13 protein-coding genes are annotated in these 16,986 nt (G+C 70.4%); 1 reads left to right on the top strand and 12 read right to left on the bottom strand.

The genetic code is table 11. From position 1 onward, the window contains the following. Window positions 1-21: 21 nt before the first annotated feature. The 9 genes from Q8X39_RS18945 to Q8X39_RS18905 form a co-directional block, all read right to left on the bottom strand. Entirely contained in the window at window positions 22-1,104 is a 1,083-nt protein-coding gene (locus tag Q8X39_RS18945) for a Gfo/Idh/MocA family protein (protein WP_305751256.1), read from the bottom strand. Window positions 1,105-1,157: 53 nt separating this feature from the next. Then, on the bottom strand, window positions 1,158-2,210 hold the full coding sequence (locus Q8X39_RS18940) for a LacI family DNA-binding transcriptional regulator (RefSeq protein WP_305751255.1): 1,053 nt from the start codon (window positions 2,208-2,210) through the stop codon (window positions 1,158-1,160). 135 nt (window positions 2,211-2,345) lie between these two features. After that, complete coding sequence (locus Q8X39_RS18935; protein WP_305751254.1) at window positions 2,346-4,844, bottom strand: beta-mannosidase; 2,499 nt, start codon at window positions 4,842-4,844, stop codon at window positions 2,346-2,348. A gap of 132 nt (window positions 4,845-4,976) precedes the next feature. Further along, the gene (locus Q8X39_RS18930) at window positions 4,977-6,056 is read right to left on the bottom strand and encodes an ABC transporter ATP-binding protein (RefSeq protein ID WP_305751253.1); all 1,080 of its coding nucleotides are present in this window, start codon (window positions 6,054-6,056) and stop codon (window positions 4,977-4,979) included. Window positions 6,057-6,161: 105 nt separating this feature from the next. After that, window positions 6,162-7,064 carry a carbohydrate ABC transporter permease gene (locus Q8X39_RS18925; RefSeq protein ID WP_305751252.1) on the bottom strand — a complete coding sequence of 301 codons (903 nt, stop codon included), beginning with the start codon at window positions 7,062-7,064 and terminating at the stop codon, window positions 6,162-6,164. Between the two features lie 11 nt (window positions 7,065-7,075). Further along, complete coding sequence (locus tag Q8X39_RS18920) at window positions 7,076-7,942, bottom strand: carbohydrate ABC transporter permease (protein ID WP_305751251.1); 867 nt, start codon at window positions 7,940-7,942, stop codon at window positions 7,076-7,078. A gap of 193 nt (window positions 7,943-8,135) precedes the next feature. Beyond that, window positions 8,136-9,368, bottom strand: a complete 1,233-nt coding sequence (locus tag Q8X39_RS18915; RefSeq protein WP_305751250.1) for an ABC transporter substrate-binding protein — start codon at window positions 9,366-9,368, stop codon at window positions 8,136-8,138. Between the two features lie 106 nt (window positions 9,369-9,474). Next, entirely contained in the window at window positions 9,475-10,833 is a 1,359-nt protein-coding gene (locus Q8X39_RS18910) for a GH1 family beta-glucosidase (RefSeq protein ID WP_369538128.1), read from the bottom strand. 242 nt (window positions 10,834-11,075) lie between these two features. After that, the gene (locus tag Q8X39_RS18905) at window positions 11,076-11,516 is read right to left on the bottom strand and encodes an acyl-CoA thioesterase (RefSeq protein WP_305751248.1); all 441 of its coding nucleotides are present in this window, start codon (window positions 11,514-11,516) and stop codon (window positions 11,076-11,078) included. A gap of 177 nt (window positions 11,517-11,693) precedes the next feature. On the opposite strand from Q8X39_RS18905, the gene Q8X39_RS18900 reads away from it, so the two are divergent. Beyond that, window positions 11,694-12,908 (top strand): YbfB/YjiJ family MFS transporter, encoded by a 1,215-nt coding sequence (locus Q8X39_RS18900; RefSeq protein WP_305751247.1) that lies wholly within the window; start codon window positions 11,694-11,696, stop codon window positions 12,906-12,908. Between the two features lie 25 nt (window positions 12,909-12,933). Here the strand turns inward: Q8X39_RS18900 and glcF are convergent, their stop codons facing one another. From glcF to Q8X39_RS18885, 3 genes are all read right to left on the bottom strand, one after another. After that, a complete protein-coding gene (gene glcF, locus Q8X39_RS18895; RefSeq protein WP_305751246.1) occupies window positions 12,934-14,208 on the bottom strand; it encodes a glycolate oxidase subunit GlcF in 1,275 nt (424 codons plus the stop codon). Window positions 14,209-14,233: 25 nt separating this feature from the next. After that, window positions 14,234-15,364 carry a glycolate oxidase subunit GlcE gene (gene glcE, locus Q8X39_RS18890; RefSeq protein ID WP_305751245.1) on the bottom strand — a complete coding sequence of 377 codons (1,131 nt, stop codon included), beginning with the start codon at window positions 15,362-15,364 and terminating at the stop codon, window positions 14,234-14,236. Between the two features lie 68 nt (window positions 15,365-15,432). Beyond that, on the bottom strand, window positions 15,433-16,971 hold the full coding sequence (locus tag Q8X39_RS18885) for an FAD-linked oxidase C-terminal domain-containing protein (RefSeq protein ID WP_305751244.1): 1,539 nt from the start codon (window positions 16,969-16,971) through the stop codon (window positions 15,433-15,435). Between the last annotated feature and the right edge of the window lie 15 nt (window positions 16,972-16,986).

Genomic DNA, 16,986 nt, shown 5'->3' with positions numbered 1-16,986 from the left:
GGGCAGGACGTGGGGTGGGGTTCAGAACAGCTTCTGGTCCAGCGGTGCCGGACGTTCGCAGGTGGTGGACAGCGTGACCGGGCCGCCCTGCTCGGCGGCCTTCAGCGTGCTCTCCATGACCTCCAGCACGTGCAGGGCCATCTCGGCGCTGCAGCGGTGCGGGCGGTTCTCGGCGATGGCGCGGATCATGTCGACCAGGCCCAGGCCACGCGCATTGGCGTGGTAGGGGCGCTTGTCGGTGGCGCGCTGCCAGTCGTCGGTCTGGACGTTCCAGCGCACGTTGCCGCCGAACTTGTTGGGGTCCGGTCCGAGCAGCGTGCCGTTGTCGCCGTAGAACTCGAAGGGCTCGTGGCCATGCTTCCAGACGTCGAAGCTGCTGGTCAGCACGATCTGCGGGCCATGGGCGAAGTCGAGGTGGGCGATGACGTGCGTGGCCACGTCGACCGGCAGCTTCTGGCCGGCCCGCTCACCCAGCGGGATGGTGCGCACCGCGTGGGTCCGGTGGGCGATGGCACGCACCGACCGGACCGGGCCGAAGTGGTTGACCAGGTGGGTCAGGTGGTAGACGCCGACGTCGAACAGCGGGCCGGCGCCGGGTTGGTAGAAGAAGGCCGGGTTCGGGTGCCAGTGGTCCGGGCCGTGGTTCATGAAGAAGCCATAGCCGTGCCGCACCGGACCGATCGTGCCGGCGTCGAGCAGCGAGCGCACGGTCTGTGCGCCGGCCCCCAGGAAGGTGTCGGGTGCGCAGCCCAGGCGCAGGCCGGCCCGGCGGGCGGCTTCGACCAGTTCGAGGCCCTGCGCATAGGTCGCGGCCATGGGCTTCTCGGAGAACAGGTGCTTGCCGGCGCCCAGCACCTTCATGCCGATCGCGTGGTGGGCCAGCGGCGGGGTCAGGTTGAGGATGACCTGGGCCTCGCTGTCGAGCAGCTCATCGACCGACATCGCCACCAGGCCGAACTCGGTCGCGCGGCGCTGGGCCGCCGCCTTGTCGCCGTCGGCCACGCCGACGAGCCGCAGCTTGCCGCTGCGCTGGGCGCGCAGGATGTTGCGCAGGTAGGCAGGGAAGATGTTCCCGGTGCCGATGATGCCGAGGGTGGTGGTCATGGTGATGCGGTGGTCTGTGGGTGGCGGGTGAAGGAGGGCCAGGGGCTTGCGCCTCAGCGATCGAAGGCCAGCGGCGCGTGCGGGCCGGCGGCCACGGTGCCCCGCCAGATCACCTCGGCGAGGTGGCCGCGCTGCACCGGCAGGCGGGCGTCGTAGCACTCGTTGAGCAGCAGCCGGCAGCCATCGGCGCTGACCACGGTGATGGGCACGCGCACGGTGGTCAGCGGTGGCGAGGTGTAGCGGGCGAAGGCCGAGTCGTCGTAGCCGAGCACGGAGACATCGTCCGGCACGCGCAGGCCGGCCAGGGTCAGCGAGCTGATGGCGGCCATGGCCATCAGGTCGTTGGCGACAAACAGCGCCGTCACGCGCGATGCACCAGTCACCTCGCCCCGGATCGCCGGCATCAGGCGTCGCGTGGCCTGGTCGCCGGTCGAGAAGTGGAAGGTGCCGCCGCACTGGTGTTCGGGCCGCACGAGGATGTCGTGGCGAGCCAGTTCGGCATAGAAGCCGCGCATGCGGGCGGCGTTGTCCGGCGCATCGTCGGGGCCGGCGATGGTGGCGATCTCGCGGTGACCTTGCTGCATCAGCGCCCGCGCGGCCAGCACGCCGGCCAGCTCATGGTCGACCGAGAAGCAGCGGTCCTCGTGACCGGGCACCGTGCGGTTGACGATCACCGTGCCGGGCCGCCGCTGCAGCAGGCCGGCGATGTCGTCGTCGGTGAGGCTGTGGCTGGCGATCAGCAGGCCGTCGCAGTCGCGGTCGAGCAGGAAGTCGATGCCGTCGAGCGCCTCCTGGCGCATCGAGCCATGGCCGCAGCCGTTGGCCGCGATCATGTGCCGCCCGGCCGCGCGCAGCACCTCGTCGACGCTGCTGAGGATGGACGAATAGAACGCGCCGTCAAAGCTCGGCACGTAGACGCCGATCGCGCCCGAACGTCGCAGCGACAGCGCACGGGCGATGCTCGATGGCCGGTAGTCCAGCCGCTCGGCCGCCGAGCGCACGCGGGCGATGGTGTCTTCGGCGACGGAGCCGTTGCCGGACAAGGCGCGTGAGGCCGTGGCCACGCCCACGCCGGCCAGCTTGGCAACGTCCCGGATCGTGCTCATGTCTGCCCTTCGCCAGGCGCATGCGCCTGTCGATCCCCCGAGGGGATGGCGGTCCGGCTTGGGGCGGCCCGGCGCTCGTCCCGCCGCGATGACGAAGCGGGATGGCTCTGCGTGGCAGATCGCGCGCGCATGACCTCAGCCCGCCACCTGCAGGTCGAACAGGCTGACGGCCCGCAGGCCGTCGAGCGGGCCTTCGACGCGGATCTCGCGCGACTCGCCGGCCAGCAGGTCGATGAAGTTGTCGGCGAAGCTCGTGCCGGTCGCTTCGAGCCAGACGCCCTTGGCGGGCCGCGCGGCGGTGAGGCGCAGCAGGCCGCCGGGCAGGGTCTCGACCGCCAGCTGCGGGTCGCCGACCGGATGCCAGCGGTGCGGCTCGGGCCAGGCCATGGCGCGGGCCTGCAGGTCGTCGGCGTGCAGGTCCAGGGTCGCGACGACGGCGGCCTCGCGGTCCTGCAGCCAGCGCGCCGGCACGGCCAGCTCGGTGCTGGCGTTGCCAGGCAGATCGACGTGTTGCTCGTGTTGATCGAGGGTCTCGCCGTCCAGGGTGTGCAGCGTCCAGCTTGCCTTGGCGTCCAGCCGGCGATCCAGCGACGACATCGCCCAGGCACTCGCACCCGCGGCATCGCGCCGCACCGCGCAGGCCAGCGGCGCGAGCGCACGGCGGATCACGTGCCAGGCCGGCTTGCGCTGGCCGGCGCTGTCGACGATGGCCCAGCTCGACACCGGCCAGCAGTCGTTGAGCTGCCAGACCAGCGCCCCGCCGCAGGCCCGTGCACCGGGCCGCTGCCAGCGGCGCCGGAAGGCCTCGTAGGCATGGCGCATCGCCTCGGCCTGGACGAACTGCGTGGCCTGCACCTCGGCCGCCAGCGTCGTCACCGGCGGCAGGTTGTCGGCCAGGTAGACGGCCAGGCGGCGATGGCCGTCCGCGCCGACCACCGACGAGGCCTTGTTGTGCCATTGCAGCGTGCGGCTGCCGGGACGGCGCTCGGCCGCATCCGGGATGGCCGCATGCAGGACGTCCAGCGACGGGTGCGACTGCAGGCCGAACTCGCTGACGAAGCGCGCGCCGACCTCGGCATAGCGCTGGTAGGGCAGCATCAGCTGGTGCCAGACCTCCCAGCTGTGGCGGTCGCCGGCGCTCTTGTCCTGCGAGTTCTGCAGGCCGTCGCCGCCGGGCGTGTAGGGGCTGCCGGGCCAGTAGGGCCGCTGCGGATCGAGCGCGGCGCACAGCGTGGGCAGCAGCTGCTCGTAGATGCGGCGGGCCTCGAAGCGCACCGTGTCGCTGCCGGGGCCGTGCGCACCGACCGATTCGGCCAGCGTGTAGTCCTCGTTGTTGCCGCACCAGATCGCCAGGCTGGCCCGGTGGCGCAGCCGCGAGATCGCCGCGCGGGCCTCGGCCTCGACGCTGGCGACGTAGGCATCGTGGGCCGGGTAGAGGCCGCAGGCGAACAGGAAGTCCTGCCAGACCAGCACGCCCAGCTCGTCGCAGGCGTCGTAGAAGGCATCGTCCTCGTAGATGCCGCCGCCCCAGACGCGCAGCATGGCGTGGCCACCGTCGACCGCCGCCTGCACGCGGTCGCGGTAACGGGCCGGTGTGACGCGTTCGAGCAGCAGGTCGTCCGGGATCCAGTTGGCACCGCCGCAGAAGAAGGCGCGGCCGTTGACCTCGAAGTGGAAGCTCAGGCCCGGCTCGCCGGCCACCGGCTCCTGCACCAGCCGGATGCGGCGCAGGCCGAGGCGGCGCTGCTGGCGGGACAGCTCGACCTCGCCTTGCAGCAGCCGGGTCGTCAGCGTGTAGAGCGGCTGCGCGCCCTGCCCGGCCGGCCACCACAGGCGTGGCGACGCGATGGCGAGGCCGCAGCGGTGATCGGCGCTGGCGGCGGCGCGTTGGCGTGCCACCTCGTGGCCGTCCGCATCGACGAGCACCTGCTCGACCTCGATGCCATCGAGCACGCCCGACAGCCGCAGCTCGACGTCGACACGGGCACGCGCCAGGTCGTCGGCCAGCCAGACGGGGCTGTGCAGCGACTCGATGCGCACGTCGTCGGCCCGCAGCCGCACCGGCCGCCAGGGGCCGGCGGTCAGCAAGGTCGGGCCCCAGTCCCAGCCGTAGTGGTAGGGCGCCTTGCGCACGTAGAGGCGGCTGCTGTCGCCGTTCCAGAGCGGCCGGGTGCCCAGGCGGGCCTGCAGCATGCGGCCGTGGCGCAGCGCGCTGTCGCAACGCAGTGCCAGCCGGTGCGGGCCAGGCGCGAGGTCGACGTCGACCTCGACGGGCACGAACATGTTGTCGCTGCGGGCGATCAGCCGGCCGTCCAGCCAGACCTGCGCGATCGTGTCCAGGCCGTCGAAGCGCAGCGTCGTGCGGCGGCGGGCCTCGTCGGCACCGACCTCGAAGTCCAGCCGCCAGAGCCAGTCGCGCTCGGCCACCCACTGCACGTCGGCCTCGTGGCGGGCGAGGTAGGGGTCGGGGATGCGGCCGGCCTCGATCAGGTCGCGGTAGACCGTGCCGGGCACCTGCGCGGGCAGCCAGCCCTCGGTCGACGCCTGCAAGGCCGCGTCATCCAGCGCGGGATCGACCTCGCGCAGTTGCCAGCCGGCATGCAGCAGGCGGTCGATCGAGGGCGATGGCGTCATTGGCAGGTCCTTGCGCATGTCCGTCCTTCGGGTCGCGGGTCGCAGGTCGACAGTGGAACCGGTTTCGTCGCACGGCCATGAAAACCCCCGTCGACGGCGCCCGGCGGCGCCCTCGCGGGGGTCGCCGTCAGCTCAGAGCCGGTCTTCGCTGCCGGCGTCGAACATGGAGGCACGCGGCAGGTCGAAGCCGAAGTACACGGCCTCGTCCGGCTGGCCTTCCCACTGGTCGTCGACGATGGCCGACAGCGTGTTCTCGCCGACCGTGAACCAGATGATCTTCTGCGGGCCCAGCGGCTCGACCACCGAGATCGTGCCCTGGTGCGGCGTGTCCGGGCTCACCGAGTGAGCCAGCCGGACCTGCTCCGGTCGCACGCCCAGCACGACGTCGCCGTTCATCGCCGCCTTCTGGAACGGGTAGGCCGACACGTCGGTGCTGAAGGCCGGGCTCTCGAAGCGCAGGCCGCCGTTCGTGTTGAGCCTGCCGCGCAGCACGTTCATCGTCGGCGAGCCGAGGAAGCCGGCGACGAACAGGTTGACCGGGCGGCTGTAGATCTCGTCGGGCGAGCCGATCTGCTGGATCACGCCGGCCTTCATGACCGCGATGCGGTCGGCCAGCGTCATCGCCTCGACCTGGTCGTGGGTGACGTAGATCATGGTCGCGTCGAGCGTGCGGTGCAGCTGCTTCAACTCGCGGCGCAGCTCGGCGCGCAGCTTGGCATCGAGGTTGGACAGCGGCTCGTCGAACAGGTAGACCTTGGCGTCGCGCACGACCGCACGGCCGATCGCCACGCGCTGGCGCTGGCCGCCCGAGAGCTGGGCCGGGCGGCGCTTGAGCAAGGGCGTGAGGTGCAGCATCTCGGCCGCCTTGCTCACGCGCTTGTCGATCTCGGCCTTGGGGATGCCGGCCACGCGCGGGCCGAAGGACATGTTCTTCTCGACGTTCATCGTCGGGTAGAGCGCGTAGGACTGGAACACCATGCCGATGTCGCGGTCCTTGGGATCGGCCCAGGTGACGTCGCGTTCACCGATCCGGATGCTGCCCTCGGCCACCTCGTTGAAGCCGGCGATGGTGTGCAGCAGGGTGGACTTGCCGCAGCCCGAGGGCCCGAGCAGGACCAGGAACTCGCCATGCGCGATGTCCAGGTTCATGCCCTTGAGGATGGTGTTGCCCCCGAGCACGATGTCGAGGTTGTCGATGGTGACGCTGGCCATGATGGTTGTCTGCTCTCGTTTCGTGTTACCCAGCCACCGGGCCTGCAGGCCCGGCGTCGTTCGTCAGGCACGAGGCCCTGCGCAGGCAGGCCCTCGTGTCCGGTCTCACCCTTTGACCGCGCCTGCAGCGATGCCGCGCACGAACCAGCGACCGGAGAAGAAGTACACCGCCAGCGGCACCAGCGAGGTCAGGATGGTGGCGGCCATGTCGATGTGGTAGCGACGCTCGCCCAGGGTCGTGTTGACCAGGTTGTTGAGCTGCACCGTCATCGGGTAGTTTTCCTTGCCGGCGAAGATCAGGCCGAACATGAAGTCGTTCCAGATGCCGGTGACCTGCAGGATCACCGCGACGATCAGCATGGGCGTGGCCATGGGCAGCATCAGCTGGAAGAAGATGCGCCAGAAGCCGCCGCCGTCGATGCGCGCGGCCTTGAACAGCTCCTGCGGCACGGCCACGTAGTAGTTGCGGAACAGGATGGTCAGCACCGGCATGCCGAAGATGCAGTGCGTCAGCACGATGGCCCAGTAGGTGTTGTAGAAGCCGCCCATGCGGAACCACGTCACCAGCGGGAAGATCATGATCTGGAAGGGCACGAAGGCACCCAGTAGGATGATCCCGAACAGGATGTCGCCCCACTTGTTGCGCCAGAAGCTCAGCGCATAGCCGTTGAGCGCGCCGAGCAGCACCGAGATGAGGGTGGCCGGCACGACGATGCGCACCGAGTTCCAGAAGCCGCCCTGGATGCCATTGCAGGCGATCGAGATGCAGGCGGTGGACCATGCCTCGACCCAGTTGCCGAACTGGGGGATGGCCGGCAAGCCGAACAGCACGGCCTGGCGGACCTCGTCGGCGGTCTTCAGCGACGTGATCAGCATCACGTAGAGCGGCAGCAGGAAGAAGGCCGAGACGCTGATCAGGAAGGCATAGATGCCGATGCGTGCGGGCGTGAACAGCGGCTTGCGGGGACGCTGCGAGGGCGTCGCGGGGGCGCTCAGGGGCTTGCTCATGGGGAACCCTTTCAATGGCCGGCGTTCTGGCGAGCCTCGACCCGCGAGCGCCAGTACAGCAGCGGTGCCAGCACCGAGAACACGGTCAGCAGCAGCACCACCGAGGCGGCCGAGGCCAGGCCGATGTTGTTGCGCCCGAACAGGTGGTCGATGATGAATTTCGCCGGCACCTCGCTGGCATCGCCAGGCCCGCCGCTGGTCATCACCAGCACGATGTCGTAGGTGCGCACCAGCGCCACGGCCAGCAGCACCAGCGCGGTGGCGTAGGCCGGGCCGAGCTGCGGCAGCACGACGCTCAGGTAGTAGCGCGGCCGCGAGACGCCATCGAGCCGGGCGGCCTTCCACTGCTCCTCGTCGACGCCGCGCAGCGCCGCCAGGATGATCGCCATGGTGGTGCCACTGCCCTGCCACACCATGGCCAGGCCGATGGCGAAGATGGCGGTCTCGGGTCGCACCGTCCAGTCCAGCCGGAAGCTCTCGAAGCCCAGGCCGACGACAACGCCCTGCAGGCCCATGGTCGGGTTGAACAGCCACTGCCAGATCAGGCCGGTGACCACGAAGCTCATCGCGTAGGGGTAGAGGAAGATGGTGCGGAACCAGCTCTCGGCCTTGACCTGCTGGTCGATGAAGATCGCCATCAGCGTGCCGAGCACGATCACCGCGCCGATGTAGACGAACACCAGCACGCCCATGTTCTGCGCCGCGACGGTCCAGCGGTCGGTCTCCCACAGCCGGACGTACTGCGCCATGCCGACGAAGTCGGAGGCGGTGAACATCTTCGACGACGTGAGCGAGATGCGGATGCTCCACAGGACGGAGCCCACATAGGCCAGCAGGGCCGTGATCGCCATCGGCAGCAGGGCCAGGTGGACGGCCATGTGCAGCCGTCGGGGTCGCTTGTTCGCCGCCATGTCGGGGCACTCCATCGGCAACAGTCAGCCCGCAGGCGGGCCCTGATGGGCGCCTGCAGGCGGGAATGGGGAGTCACGGTCAGACGGCGCGCGCCTCGGCGCGCCGTCTGGCGGTCGGCGCGGGATCGACGGTGTCGACCCCGCGCCAGACCGGGCAGGGTCAGCGCTTGACGGCGACCTGCATCGCCTTCAGGGCGTCGTCGACCGACTGGTCGGAGTTCCAGAACTTGCTCACGGCGTCCTCGAAGGCACCCACCGCATCCGGTGCCAGGAACTGCTCGTGGGCCTCAAGCAGACGACGCTCCTTCAGCGCCTTCACGCCCGTTGCGGTGCAGGAGTCGACCTTGGACAGGTCCACGTCGGTGCGGATCGGGATCGAGCCCTTCTTGTTGTTGAAGGCGACCTGGCCTTCCTTCGAGTACATCATTGCGGCCAGCTTGGCCTGGGCTTCCTTCACGCCGGGCTTGTCGCTCTTCGGGAAGACGAACACGTCACCGCCGATCACGTAGGGCGTCGTCGGGCCGGCAACCAGGGCGCAACCGAAGTCCTTGCCCTGCGACTTGCCAGCGTTGATGAACTCGCCCTTGGCCCAGTCACCCATGAACTGGAAGGCGGCCTTGCCCTCGATCACCATGCCGGTGGCCAGGTTCCAGTCGCGGCCCGGCGAGCCCGGGTCGACGTACTGCTTGAGCTTCTTGAAGTCTTCCAGCGTCTTGCGGAATTCCTTGCTCGACAGGTCCTTGTCCTTGTGCACCTTCAGCCACAGGTCCTTGCCGCCGTTGGCCAGCATGACGCCGCGGAACATGATGTTTTCCTGCCAGCCCTGGCCACCCAGCGCCAGCGGGATCACGCCCGGAACCTTGGCCTTGACCTGGTCCAAGGCCGCGATGACTTCGGCCATGTTCTGCGGTTCCTTGGTCACGCCGGCCTTGGCCAGCACGGCCTTGTTGGACCACACCCAGAAGGGCATGTGCAGGTTCACCGGCACGGCGTAGTAGTGGCCGTCGACCTTGATCGAGGTCTTGATCGAGTCGGGCAGCGCAGCGTCCCAGTTTTCCTTCTTGGCCAGGTCGTCCAGGTTGTTCAGCAGGCCGGCCGAGATGGCTTCGCGGTACTGGTTGGAGTAGTTGAACTGGGCAGCAGTCGGGGGATCGCCACCCTGCATGCGGTTGATGATCACGGTGCGGGCCGCACCACCACCGCCACCGGCGACGGGGTTGTCCTGCCAGTTGCCGCCCATCTTGTTGTACATGCTGGCGAACTCCTTGATCGCGGCAGCTTCGCCACCGGAGGTCCACCAGTGGATGACCTCCGCCTTCTGTGCCTGGGCGGCACCGACCAAGGCAAAGCCCGCGATCAGCGCGGCGACGAGTCGAGTGGGTCGAACGATCATGTTGTCTCCTGTTGGATGGGAAGAGCGGGGAATGCTCGAACTGCAGCGGTGGGGTCGTGGCCCCGAAGACCTGCCGCTGCCGCAGGCTTGAGAAATGGGGGTCGCGTCAGCCCTGCCGGCGCTGGCGCAGGAAGGCCTGGAGGTGGCGTGCGCTGTCCTTGAGCGTGCGCACCTGGGTGTCGTAGTCGACGTGCACCAGGCCGAAGCGGCGCTCGTAGCCGAAGGCCCATTCGAAGTTGTCCATCAGCGACCAGACGTAGTAGCCGCGCACGTCCACGCCCGAGCGGATCGCGCGGTCGACCGCCGCGAAGTGGCGCTGCAGGTAGCGGGTGCGCTGGGCGTCGTCGACGCGCGGACCGTCCGGGCCGTCGACCACGCGGTCGTCGCTGGCCATGCCGTTCTCGGTGATGTGGATGGGCGGCAGGTTGGCGTAGCGGGCCTTGAAGCTGACCAGCAGTTCCTCCAGCCCCTGCGGATGCACCTCCCAGCCCATCTGCGTGCGCTCGACGCCAGGCCGGTCCACCAGGTCGAAGCCGCCGCGGCCATCGGCCTTCACGGTGCTGCGGAAGTAGTAGTTGATGCCCAGGAAGTCGATCGGGCGCGAGATGACGGCCAGGTCGCCGTCCTGCATCTGCGGCTGGCTGCCGGGCCACAGGCGGTCGAACAGCTCCTGTGGGTAGCTGCCCTGCAGCAGCGGCTGCAGGACCCAGTCGTTGTGCTGCATCTCGAACATCCGCACGGCGTCGAGGTCCTCGGCCGAGCCGGTGGTGCCGCCGCCCGGGCCCTCGCCGGGCGTGCCGCCACGGCCGATGTTGGCAACGATGCCGCGCTGCGCGCCGGGGTCGTTGGCCGCCAGGTGTGCCAGTGCCAGGCCGTGGCCGAGCAGCAGGTGGTGCATGGCCTGGGTGGCCAGCTTCGGGTCCGACTTGCCGGGCGCGTGGTGGCCGTTGCCGTAGCCCAGGAAGGCCGAGCACCACGGCTCGTTGAGCGTTGCCCACTGGTGCACCTTGCCGGCCAGGCGTCGGCTCATCAGGTCGGCGTAGTCGGCAAAGCGGTAGGCAGTCTCGCGGTTGAGCCAGCCGCCGGCATCTTCCAGGTGCTGCGGCAGGTCCCAGTGGTAGAGCGTGACCATCGCCTTCAGGCCACGCGCGGCCAGGCGGTCGAGCAGGCGCTCGTAGAACGCGATGCCGCGCTCGTTGGGCCGGCCGTCGGCGTGCATGACGCGCGGCCAGGCGATCGACAGGCGGTAGGCATCGACGCCCAGGCCGGCGATCAGGTCGACGTCGTCGTCGGCGCGGCGGTAGTGGTCGCAACCGGGCTCGCCGGTGTCGCCGCCGAGCACCTTGCCGGGCGTCGCGCAGAACGTGTCCCAGATGCTGGGCAGGCGGCCGTCGGCCTGGGTGGACCCCTCGATCTGGAACGACGCCGTGGCCACGCCCCAGGTGAATCCGGGCTTCGACATCATCGAGTCGGCGGGCGGCGCGATCGGGTTCGGTACAGCGGCAGAGGTCACGTCGGATCGGCTTCGGGCTGGCTGCGGAGTCCCCGGGAGGACCCCCGGAGATTCATGGATATGGAACCGGTTCGCCACCCAGAGTGGAACAAGTGGAACCGTTTCCATTCAATTAATTTAATCAGCCTTTAAATCACCGGGCATCCGAGCAAACCCGAGTTCGACGGCCCGACCGGGGTTAACACCGGCCGGATTCAACCCAATGAAGTCAACAAGTTACGCACCAGATCAGGGATCTGATGCGGCCGCTGCGTGGCCCGTTCGACGTAGACATGGACGAATTCACCCACCGCCGAGGCGAGCGGATCGGCCTCCCGGAACAAGCCGATTTCATAGCGCACGCTGGAACGCCCGAGGTGCAGGACCCGCAGGCCGGCCTGCACGGTGTCGGGGAATGCGATCGACGAGAAGTACTGGCAGCGCGTCTCGACCACCAGGCCGATCACCGGACTGCGGGCGATGTCGAGCACGCCGGCCTCGATCAGGTGGCGGTTCACCGCCGTGTCGAACCAGGCGTAATAGACGACGTTGTTGACATGCCCATAGGCGTCGTTGTCGCCCCAGCGGGTGGGGATGGCGATGAAGTGCCGGTAGCGGGCACGGTCGGTCGGCTGGGGCCGGGAGGACGGGTTCACGGGCGTGTTTGCGAGGTGGATGCGGACGTCAGGCGCCAGGAGAACGGCGCAGGGGTGACGGGCTTGACAGGTTGGTCGGGTGTGAAAGGGAGCGCCGACATGATTCCCTCATCCGGTCGACTCGCCTGTCGGGGCCTGCCCTGGGGTCACACCGACGCGCATCGACAATCGCCGGACATGTCCAGCCCACCACGCGCCCCCGACCGGCAAGCCGCCGTCGCCACCGCCCTCGCCGGCCTGCTCTGCCTGGCCACCGCCATGGGCATCGGCCGTTTCGCCTTCACGCCCCTGCTGCCGATGATGCTGGCCGATGGCGTGGTCGACCTGCGCGGTGCCAGCACGCTGGCGACGGCCAACTACGTCGGCTACTGGCTTGGCGCGCTGGCCTGCGCGCTGCAACCCTGGCTGTGGCGACGGCTGGGCCGCAGCCAGCCGCTGCTGCAGACCCGCGCGATCCGCATCGGCCTGGTCGCGACGCTGCTGCTCACCGCCGGCATGGCCCTGCCCTGGCCGGCGGCCTGGCCGTGGTGGCGCTTCATGGCCGGGCTGGCCAGCGCGCTGGTCTTCGTCTACACGTCGGGCTGGTGCCTGGCCCGGCTGACGTCGCTGGGCTCGCCGGCGCTGGCCGGCGTGATCTACGTCGGCCCCGGCCTGGGCATCAGCGTCAGCGGCCTGGCGGCCAGTGCGATGGTGGCGCACGGCTGGCTGGCCTGGCAGGGCTGGCTGGCGATGGCCGCGCTGGCGGTCTTGCTGATGGCACTGGTCTGGCCGCGTTTGCACGGCAGCGTCGGCGTGACCGGCGGCGTCGCGCAGGCCGACGCACCGACCCGCCGCGGCGCGCTGGCGGCGTTCGCGCTGGCCTACGGGCTGGCGGGCTACGGCTACATCGTCACCGCCACCTTCCTGCCGGTGATCGCGCGGCAGGCGCTGCCGGGCTCGGTCTGGCTGGACCTGTTCTGGCCGCTGTTCGGCCTGGGCGTCTCGGTCGGCGCGCTGCTGACGCTGCGCCTGCCGATGCACTGGGATCGCCGCCACCTGCTGGCCGGCTGCTACGCCATGCAGGCGCTGGGCGTGGCCCTGAGCGTGGTGCTGCCGACGCTCGCCGGCTTCGCGCTGGGCAGCCTGCTGCTGGGCCTGCCCTTCACCGCGATCACGCTGTTCGCGCTGCAGGAGGCACGCCGGCTGCGCCCGCACGGCGCCGCCGCCTTCATCGGCCTGCTGACCGCCAGCTACGGGCTGGGCCAGATCGCGGGGCCGCTGCTGGTGGCCGCCGTGCTGGCCCGCAGCGCGACGCCGCACGAGGGCTTCACGGTCTCGCTGATGAGCGCGGCCGGCGCGCTGCTGGCCGGGCTGGCGATCTACCTGGTGCTGGCGCGCCGCCGGCCGGCCTGAGCGGGCCCGCCGGGGCGCGGGCGGTTCAGCGCTCCAGCGCCTCGTCGAGCATCTCGATCCAGTGCCGCACCGGCGTGTCGGTGCCGGTCTGCAGGTGCTGGATGCAGCCCACGTTGGCGCTGATGATGGCCTGCGGCCGGTGCGCATCGAGCGTGCCGATCTTGCGGTCACGCAGCTGGTAGGCCATGTCGGGTTGCAGCACGGAGTAGGTGCCGGCCGAGCCGCAGCACAGGTGCGGGTCCTGGGTCGCGAGGTGGACCTCGTAGCCCAGCTCGGTGAAGGCGGCCTCGACGCCGCCGCGCAGCTTCTGGCCGTGCTGAAGCGTGCAGGGCGGGTGGTAAGCGAGCTTGCCGCGGGTGGGCGCGCCGGACGGGCGCAGGCCCAGGCGCGACTTTAGCGCCGGCAGCAGGTCGGGCAGCAGCTCGGACAGGTCGCGCGCCACCGCGCTGATGCGGGCGGCCTTGTCGGCATAGGCCGGGTCATGGCGCAGCGCATGGCCGTATTCCTTGACCGTGACGCCGCAGCCCGAGGCGTTGAAGACGATCGCCTCGACCGGCTGGTTGTCGCCGATGCCCTCGACCAGCGGCCACCAGGCGTCGATGTTGCGGCGCATGTCCGCCAGCGCGCCGTCGTGGTCGTTGAGGTGGGCCCGGATCGCGCCGCAGCAGCCGGCCTCGTCGGAGACCAGGGTCTGGATGCCGCAGGCATCGAGCACGCGCGCGGTCGCGGTGTTGATGTTGGGCGCCAGCGCCGGCTGCACGCAGCCCATCAGCATCAGCACGCGGCGCGGGTGGCTGCGGGTCGGCCAGCGACGCGCATGGGCCTGCTGCTCGGGGCTCGGGCGCGGCGGCACCTTGTTCTTCAGCGAGGCGGGCAGCAGCGGGCGGACCATCTGGCCGAGCTTGAGCGCGGGCGCGAACAGCGGCGAGGTCATGCCCTCGCGCAGCGCGGCGCGCACCAGGCGCTCGCCGGCCGGGCGCTCGACCTTGGCCTCGACCACCGAGCGGCCGATCTCGACCAGCTGGCCGTACTGCACGCCCGACGGGCAGGTGCTCTCGCAGTTGCGGCAGGTCAGGCAACGGTCCAGGTGCTGCTGGGTCTTGCGGGTCGGCGTCTCGCCTTCGAGCACCTGCTTGATCAGGTAGATGCGGCCGCGCGGGCCGTCCAGCTCGTCGCCCAGCAGCTGGTAGGTGGGGCAGGTGGCGGTGCAGAAGCCGCAGTGCACGCACTTGCGCAGGATGGCCTGCGCGGCCTCGCCTTCGGGCGTGCCGGCGTATTCGGGGGCGAGATGGGTTTGCATGGGTCGGGGTCGGGTGCGCCGCAGGTCAGAGGTCGGGGTAGAGCCGGCCCGGGTTGAAGACGCGATCGGGGTCGAAGCTGGTCTTGAGTTCGCGGTGGATGCGGTCCAGCGGCGCGGCCAGCGGCTCGAACACGCTCGCACCGGCCAGCAGCGCGGCCTTGTCGCGGGCGCGGTAGAGCGTGGCATGGCCGCCGGCCCGGGCCGCGACGGCACGGATGTGGGCGGCCGGCTCGCGGCTGACCCACCAGCGCTGCGCGCCGTGCCATTCGATCAGCTGCTCGCCCTGCAGCGGCACCGGCGCGGCGCCGGCCGGCACGCTGATGCGCCACAGGCCGGCACCGTCGAGCAGGCTGCGGCGGGCCTGGTCGAAGAACTCGTCGGTCTGGTCGCGCAGGCCGCCCCAGAAGCGCTGTGCCAGCGGCGCGTCGATGACGTCGCCGCCCTGCGACTGGAAGCCCTGCACGGCCGCATCGACCGCCGCCCTGGCCCCGCCCAGGCGCAGCACCAGCGCGCCCTGCCACCAGGCGCTGGCCTGCAGCGGCAGCGGCTGGCCGCCCCAGGCCTGCAGGCGCTCGATCGCGTCGGCCTCGCTGCAGTCGAAGCGCAGCGTGGCGCTGGCTGGCACGACCGGCAGCACCTTGAGCGAGACCTCGCAGATCACGCCCAGCATGCCCATCGAGCCCGCCAGCAGGCGCGAGACGTCGTAGCCGGCGACGTTCTTCATGACCTGGCCGCCGAAGCTCAGCACCTCGGCCTGGCCGTTCAGCAAGGTCGCGCCGAGCACGTAGTCGCGCACGCCGCCGACGCTGGCGCGGCTGGGACCGGCCAGGCCGGCCGCCACCATGCCACCGACCGTGCCGCCGCGCTGGCCGGGACGGTCCGGATCGGGGAAGCGCGGCGGCTCGAACGGCAGGCACTGGCCGCGTTCGGCCAGCGCGGCCTCGATGTCGGCCAGCGGCGTGCCGCCGCGCGCGGTGATGACCAGCTCGCTGGGTTCGTAGCTGCTGATGCCCGACAGCTCGCGCGTGTCGAGCCGGTCGCCGCGCACGGCCTCGCCGTAGAACGCCTTGCTGCCGGCGCCCTGGATGGCCAGGACGCGGCCGTCGGCCCGGGCGGCGCGCACGCGCTCGACCAGGCTGTTCAATGCCTTGCTCATCGTGATGTGTGGACCGGAATCGGTTGAAGGGGGACGGGCTGCGGGCTCGACGCGGTCACCGGGACGCGTCAGAAGCGCGGCAGCTCCGCGAACGGCAGCAGGCCCTTCTTGACGTGCATGCGGCCATATTCGGCACAGCGGTGCAGCGTCGGGATGACCTTGCCGGGGTTGAGCAGCCCGCGGGCGTCGAAGGCCCGCTTGACCGCGAACATCTGCTCGCGTTCCTCGGGCGAGAACTGCACGCACATCGAGTTCAGCTTCTCGACGCCGACGCCGTGCTCGCCGGTCACGGTGCCGCCCAGCATCACGCTGGTCTCGAGGATGTCGGCGCCGAACTGCTCGGCCCGGTGCAGCTGGTCCGGGTCGTTGGCATCGAACAGGATCAGCGGGTGCAGGTTGCCGTCACCGGCATGGAAGACGTTGCAGCAGCCGAGCCGGTACTTCTTCTCCATCTCGGCGATGGCCAGCAGGATCTCGGCCAGCTTCTTGCGCGGGATGGTCGAGTCCATGCACATGTAGTCCGGGCTGATGCGCCCGCTGGCCGGGAAGGCATTCTTGCGGCCGCTCCAGAAGCGCAGCCGCTGGGCCTCGTCGCGGCTGACCTCCAGCCGGGTCGCGCCACAGGCCGACAGCACCGCCTGCATGCGGCCGATCTCCTCCTCGACCTCCTCGGGCGTGCCGTCGCTCTCGCACAGCAGGATCGCGGCGGCATCGAGGTCGTAGCCGGCATGCACGAAGTCCTCGACGGCGGCGGTCATGGGCTTGTCCATCATCTCCAGGCCGGCCGGGATGATGCCGTTGGCGATGATCTGCGCGACTGCCTCGCCGGCGCTCTGCACGGTCGGGAAGCTGGCCATGATGCAGCGCGCCAGGCGCGGCTTGGGCACCAGCTTCACGGTCACCTCGGTGGTCACGGCCAGCATGCCCTCGCTGCCGACGACGATGCTGAGCAGGTCCAGCCCGGGCGCGTCCAGCGCAAGGCCGCCAAAGGTCACGGGTTCGCCGTCGATGGTGTAGCCACGCACCTGCATGACGTTGTGCAGCGTCAGGCCGTACTTCAGGCAATGCACGCCGCCGGAGTTCTCGGCCACGTTGCCGCCGATGGTGCAGGCGATCTGGCTGGACGGGTCGGGCGCGTAGTACAGGCCCAGCGGCGCGGCGGCCTCGCTGATGGCGAGGTTGCGCACGCCGCACTGCACGACCGCGGTGCGGCTGCGCCGGTCGATCGAGACGATGCGGTTGAACTTGGCCAGCGACAGCGTCACGCCCAGCGCATTGGGCATCGCCCCGCCGGACAGGCCGGTGCCGGCGCCGCGCGCGACCACCGGGACGTTCAGGCGGTGACAGGCCTTGAGCACGGCGGCGACCTGGGCCTCGGTCTCGGGCAGCGCCACGACCAGCGGCCGCTCGCGGTAGGCGGTCAGGCCGTCGCACTCGTAGGGCACGGTGTCCTCGGACTGCCACAGCAGTGCATGGGCCGGCAGCAGCGGGGCCAGCGCGGCGACCACCTCGGTCTGGCGGCGACGGCGTGCGGCGGCGTCGGGCTGCAGCAGGACTTCGGTCGGCGCGAACTCGTTGGCCGCATCTCGCGACAGGGGGGCGTTCATCGGTGCAGGGACTCC

The organism is Leptothrix discophora, assembly GCF_030705305.1.
Classification (GTDB): domain Bacteria; phylum Pseudomonadota; class Gammaproteobacteria; order Burkholderiales; family Burkholderiaceae_C; genus Sphaerotilus; species Sphaerotilus discophorus.
The sequence above is the reverse complement of the archived record's forward strand: the minus strand, read 5'-3'. Positions and strand labels throughout refer to the sequence as shown.

Excerpts from the sequence above, each read along its gene's own strand:
- Q8X39_RS18945 (WP_305751256.1), bottom strand. The coding sequence starts at position 1,104 with ATGACCACCACCCTCGGCATCATCGGCACCGGGAACATCTTCCCTGCC.
- Q8X39_RS18940 (WP_305751255.1), bottom strand. The coding sequence starts at position 2,210 with ATGAGCACGATCCGGGACGTTGCCAAGCTGGCCGGCGTGGGCGTGGCC.
- Q8X39_RS18935 (WP_305751254.1), bottom strand. The coding sequence starts at position 4,844 with ATGACGCCATCGCCCTCGATCGACCGCCTGCTGCATGCCGGCTGGCAA.
- Q8X39_RS18930 (WP_305751253.1), bottom strand. The coding sequence starts at position 6,056 with ATGGCCAGCGTCACCATCGACAACCTCGACATCGTGCTCGGGGGCAAC.
- Q8X39_RS18925 (WP_305751252.1), bottom strand. The coding sequence starts at position 7,064 with ATGAGCAAGCCCCTGAGCGCCCCCGCGACGCCCTCGCAGCGTCCCCGC.
- Q8X39_RS18920 (WP_305751251.1), bottom strand. The coding sequence starts at position 7,942 with ATGGCCGTCCACCTGGCCCTGCTGCCGATGGCGATCACGGCCCTGCTG.
- Q8X39_RS18915 (WP_305751250.1), bottom strand. The coding sequence starts at position 9,368 with ATGATCGTTCGACCCACTCGACTCGTCGCCGCGCTGATCGCGGGCTTT.
- Q8X39_RS18910 (WP_369538128.1), bottom strand. The coding sequence starts at position 10,833 with ATGATGTCGAAGCCCGGATTCACCTGGGGCGTGGCCACGGCGTCGTTC.
- Q8X39_RS18900 (WP_305751247.1), top strand. The coding sequence starts at position 11,694 with ATGTCCAGCCCACCACGCGCCCCCGACCGGCAAGCCGCCGTCGCCACC.
- glcF (WP_305751246.1), bottom strand. The coding sequence starts at position 14,208 with ATGCAAACCCATCTCGCCCCCGAATACGCCGGCACGCCCGAAGGCGAG.
- glcE (WP_305751245.1), bottom strand. The coding sequence starts at position 15,364 with ATGAGCAAGGCATTGAACAGCCTGGTCGAGCGCGTGCGCGCCGCCCGG.
- Q8X39_RS18885 (WP_305751244.1), bottom strand. The coding sequence starts at position 16,971 with ATGAACGCCCCCCTGTCGCGAGATGCGGCCAACGAGTTCGCGCCGACC.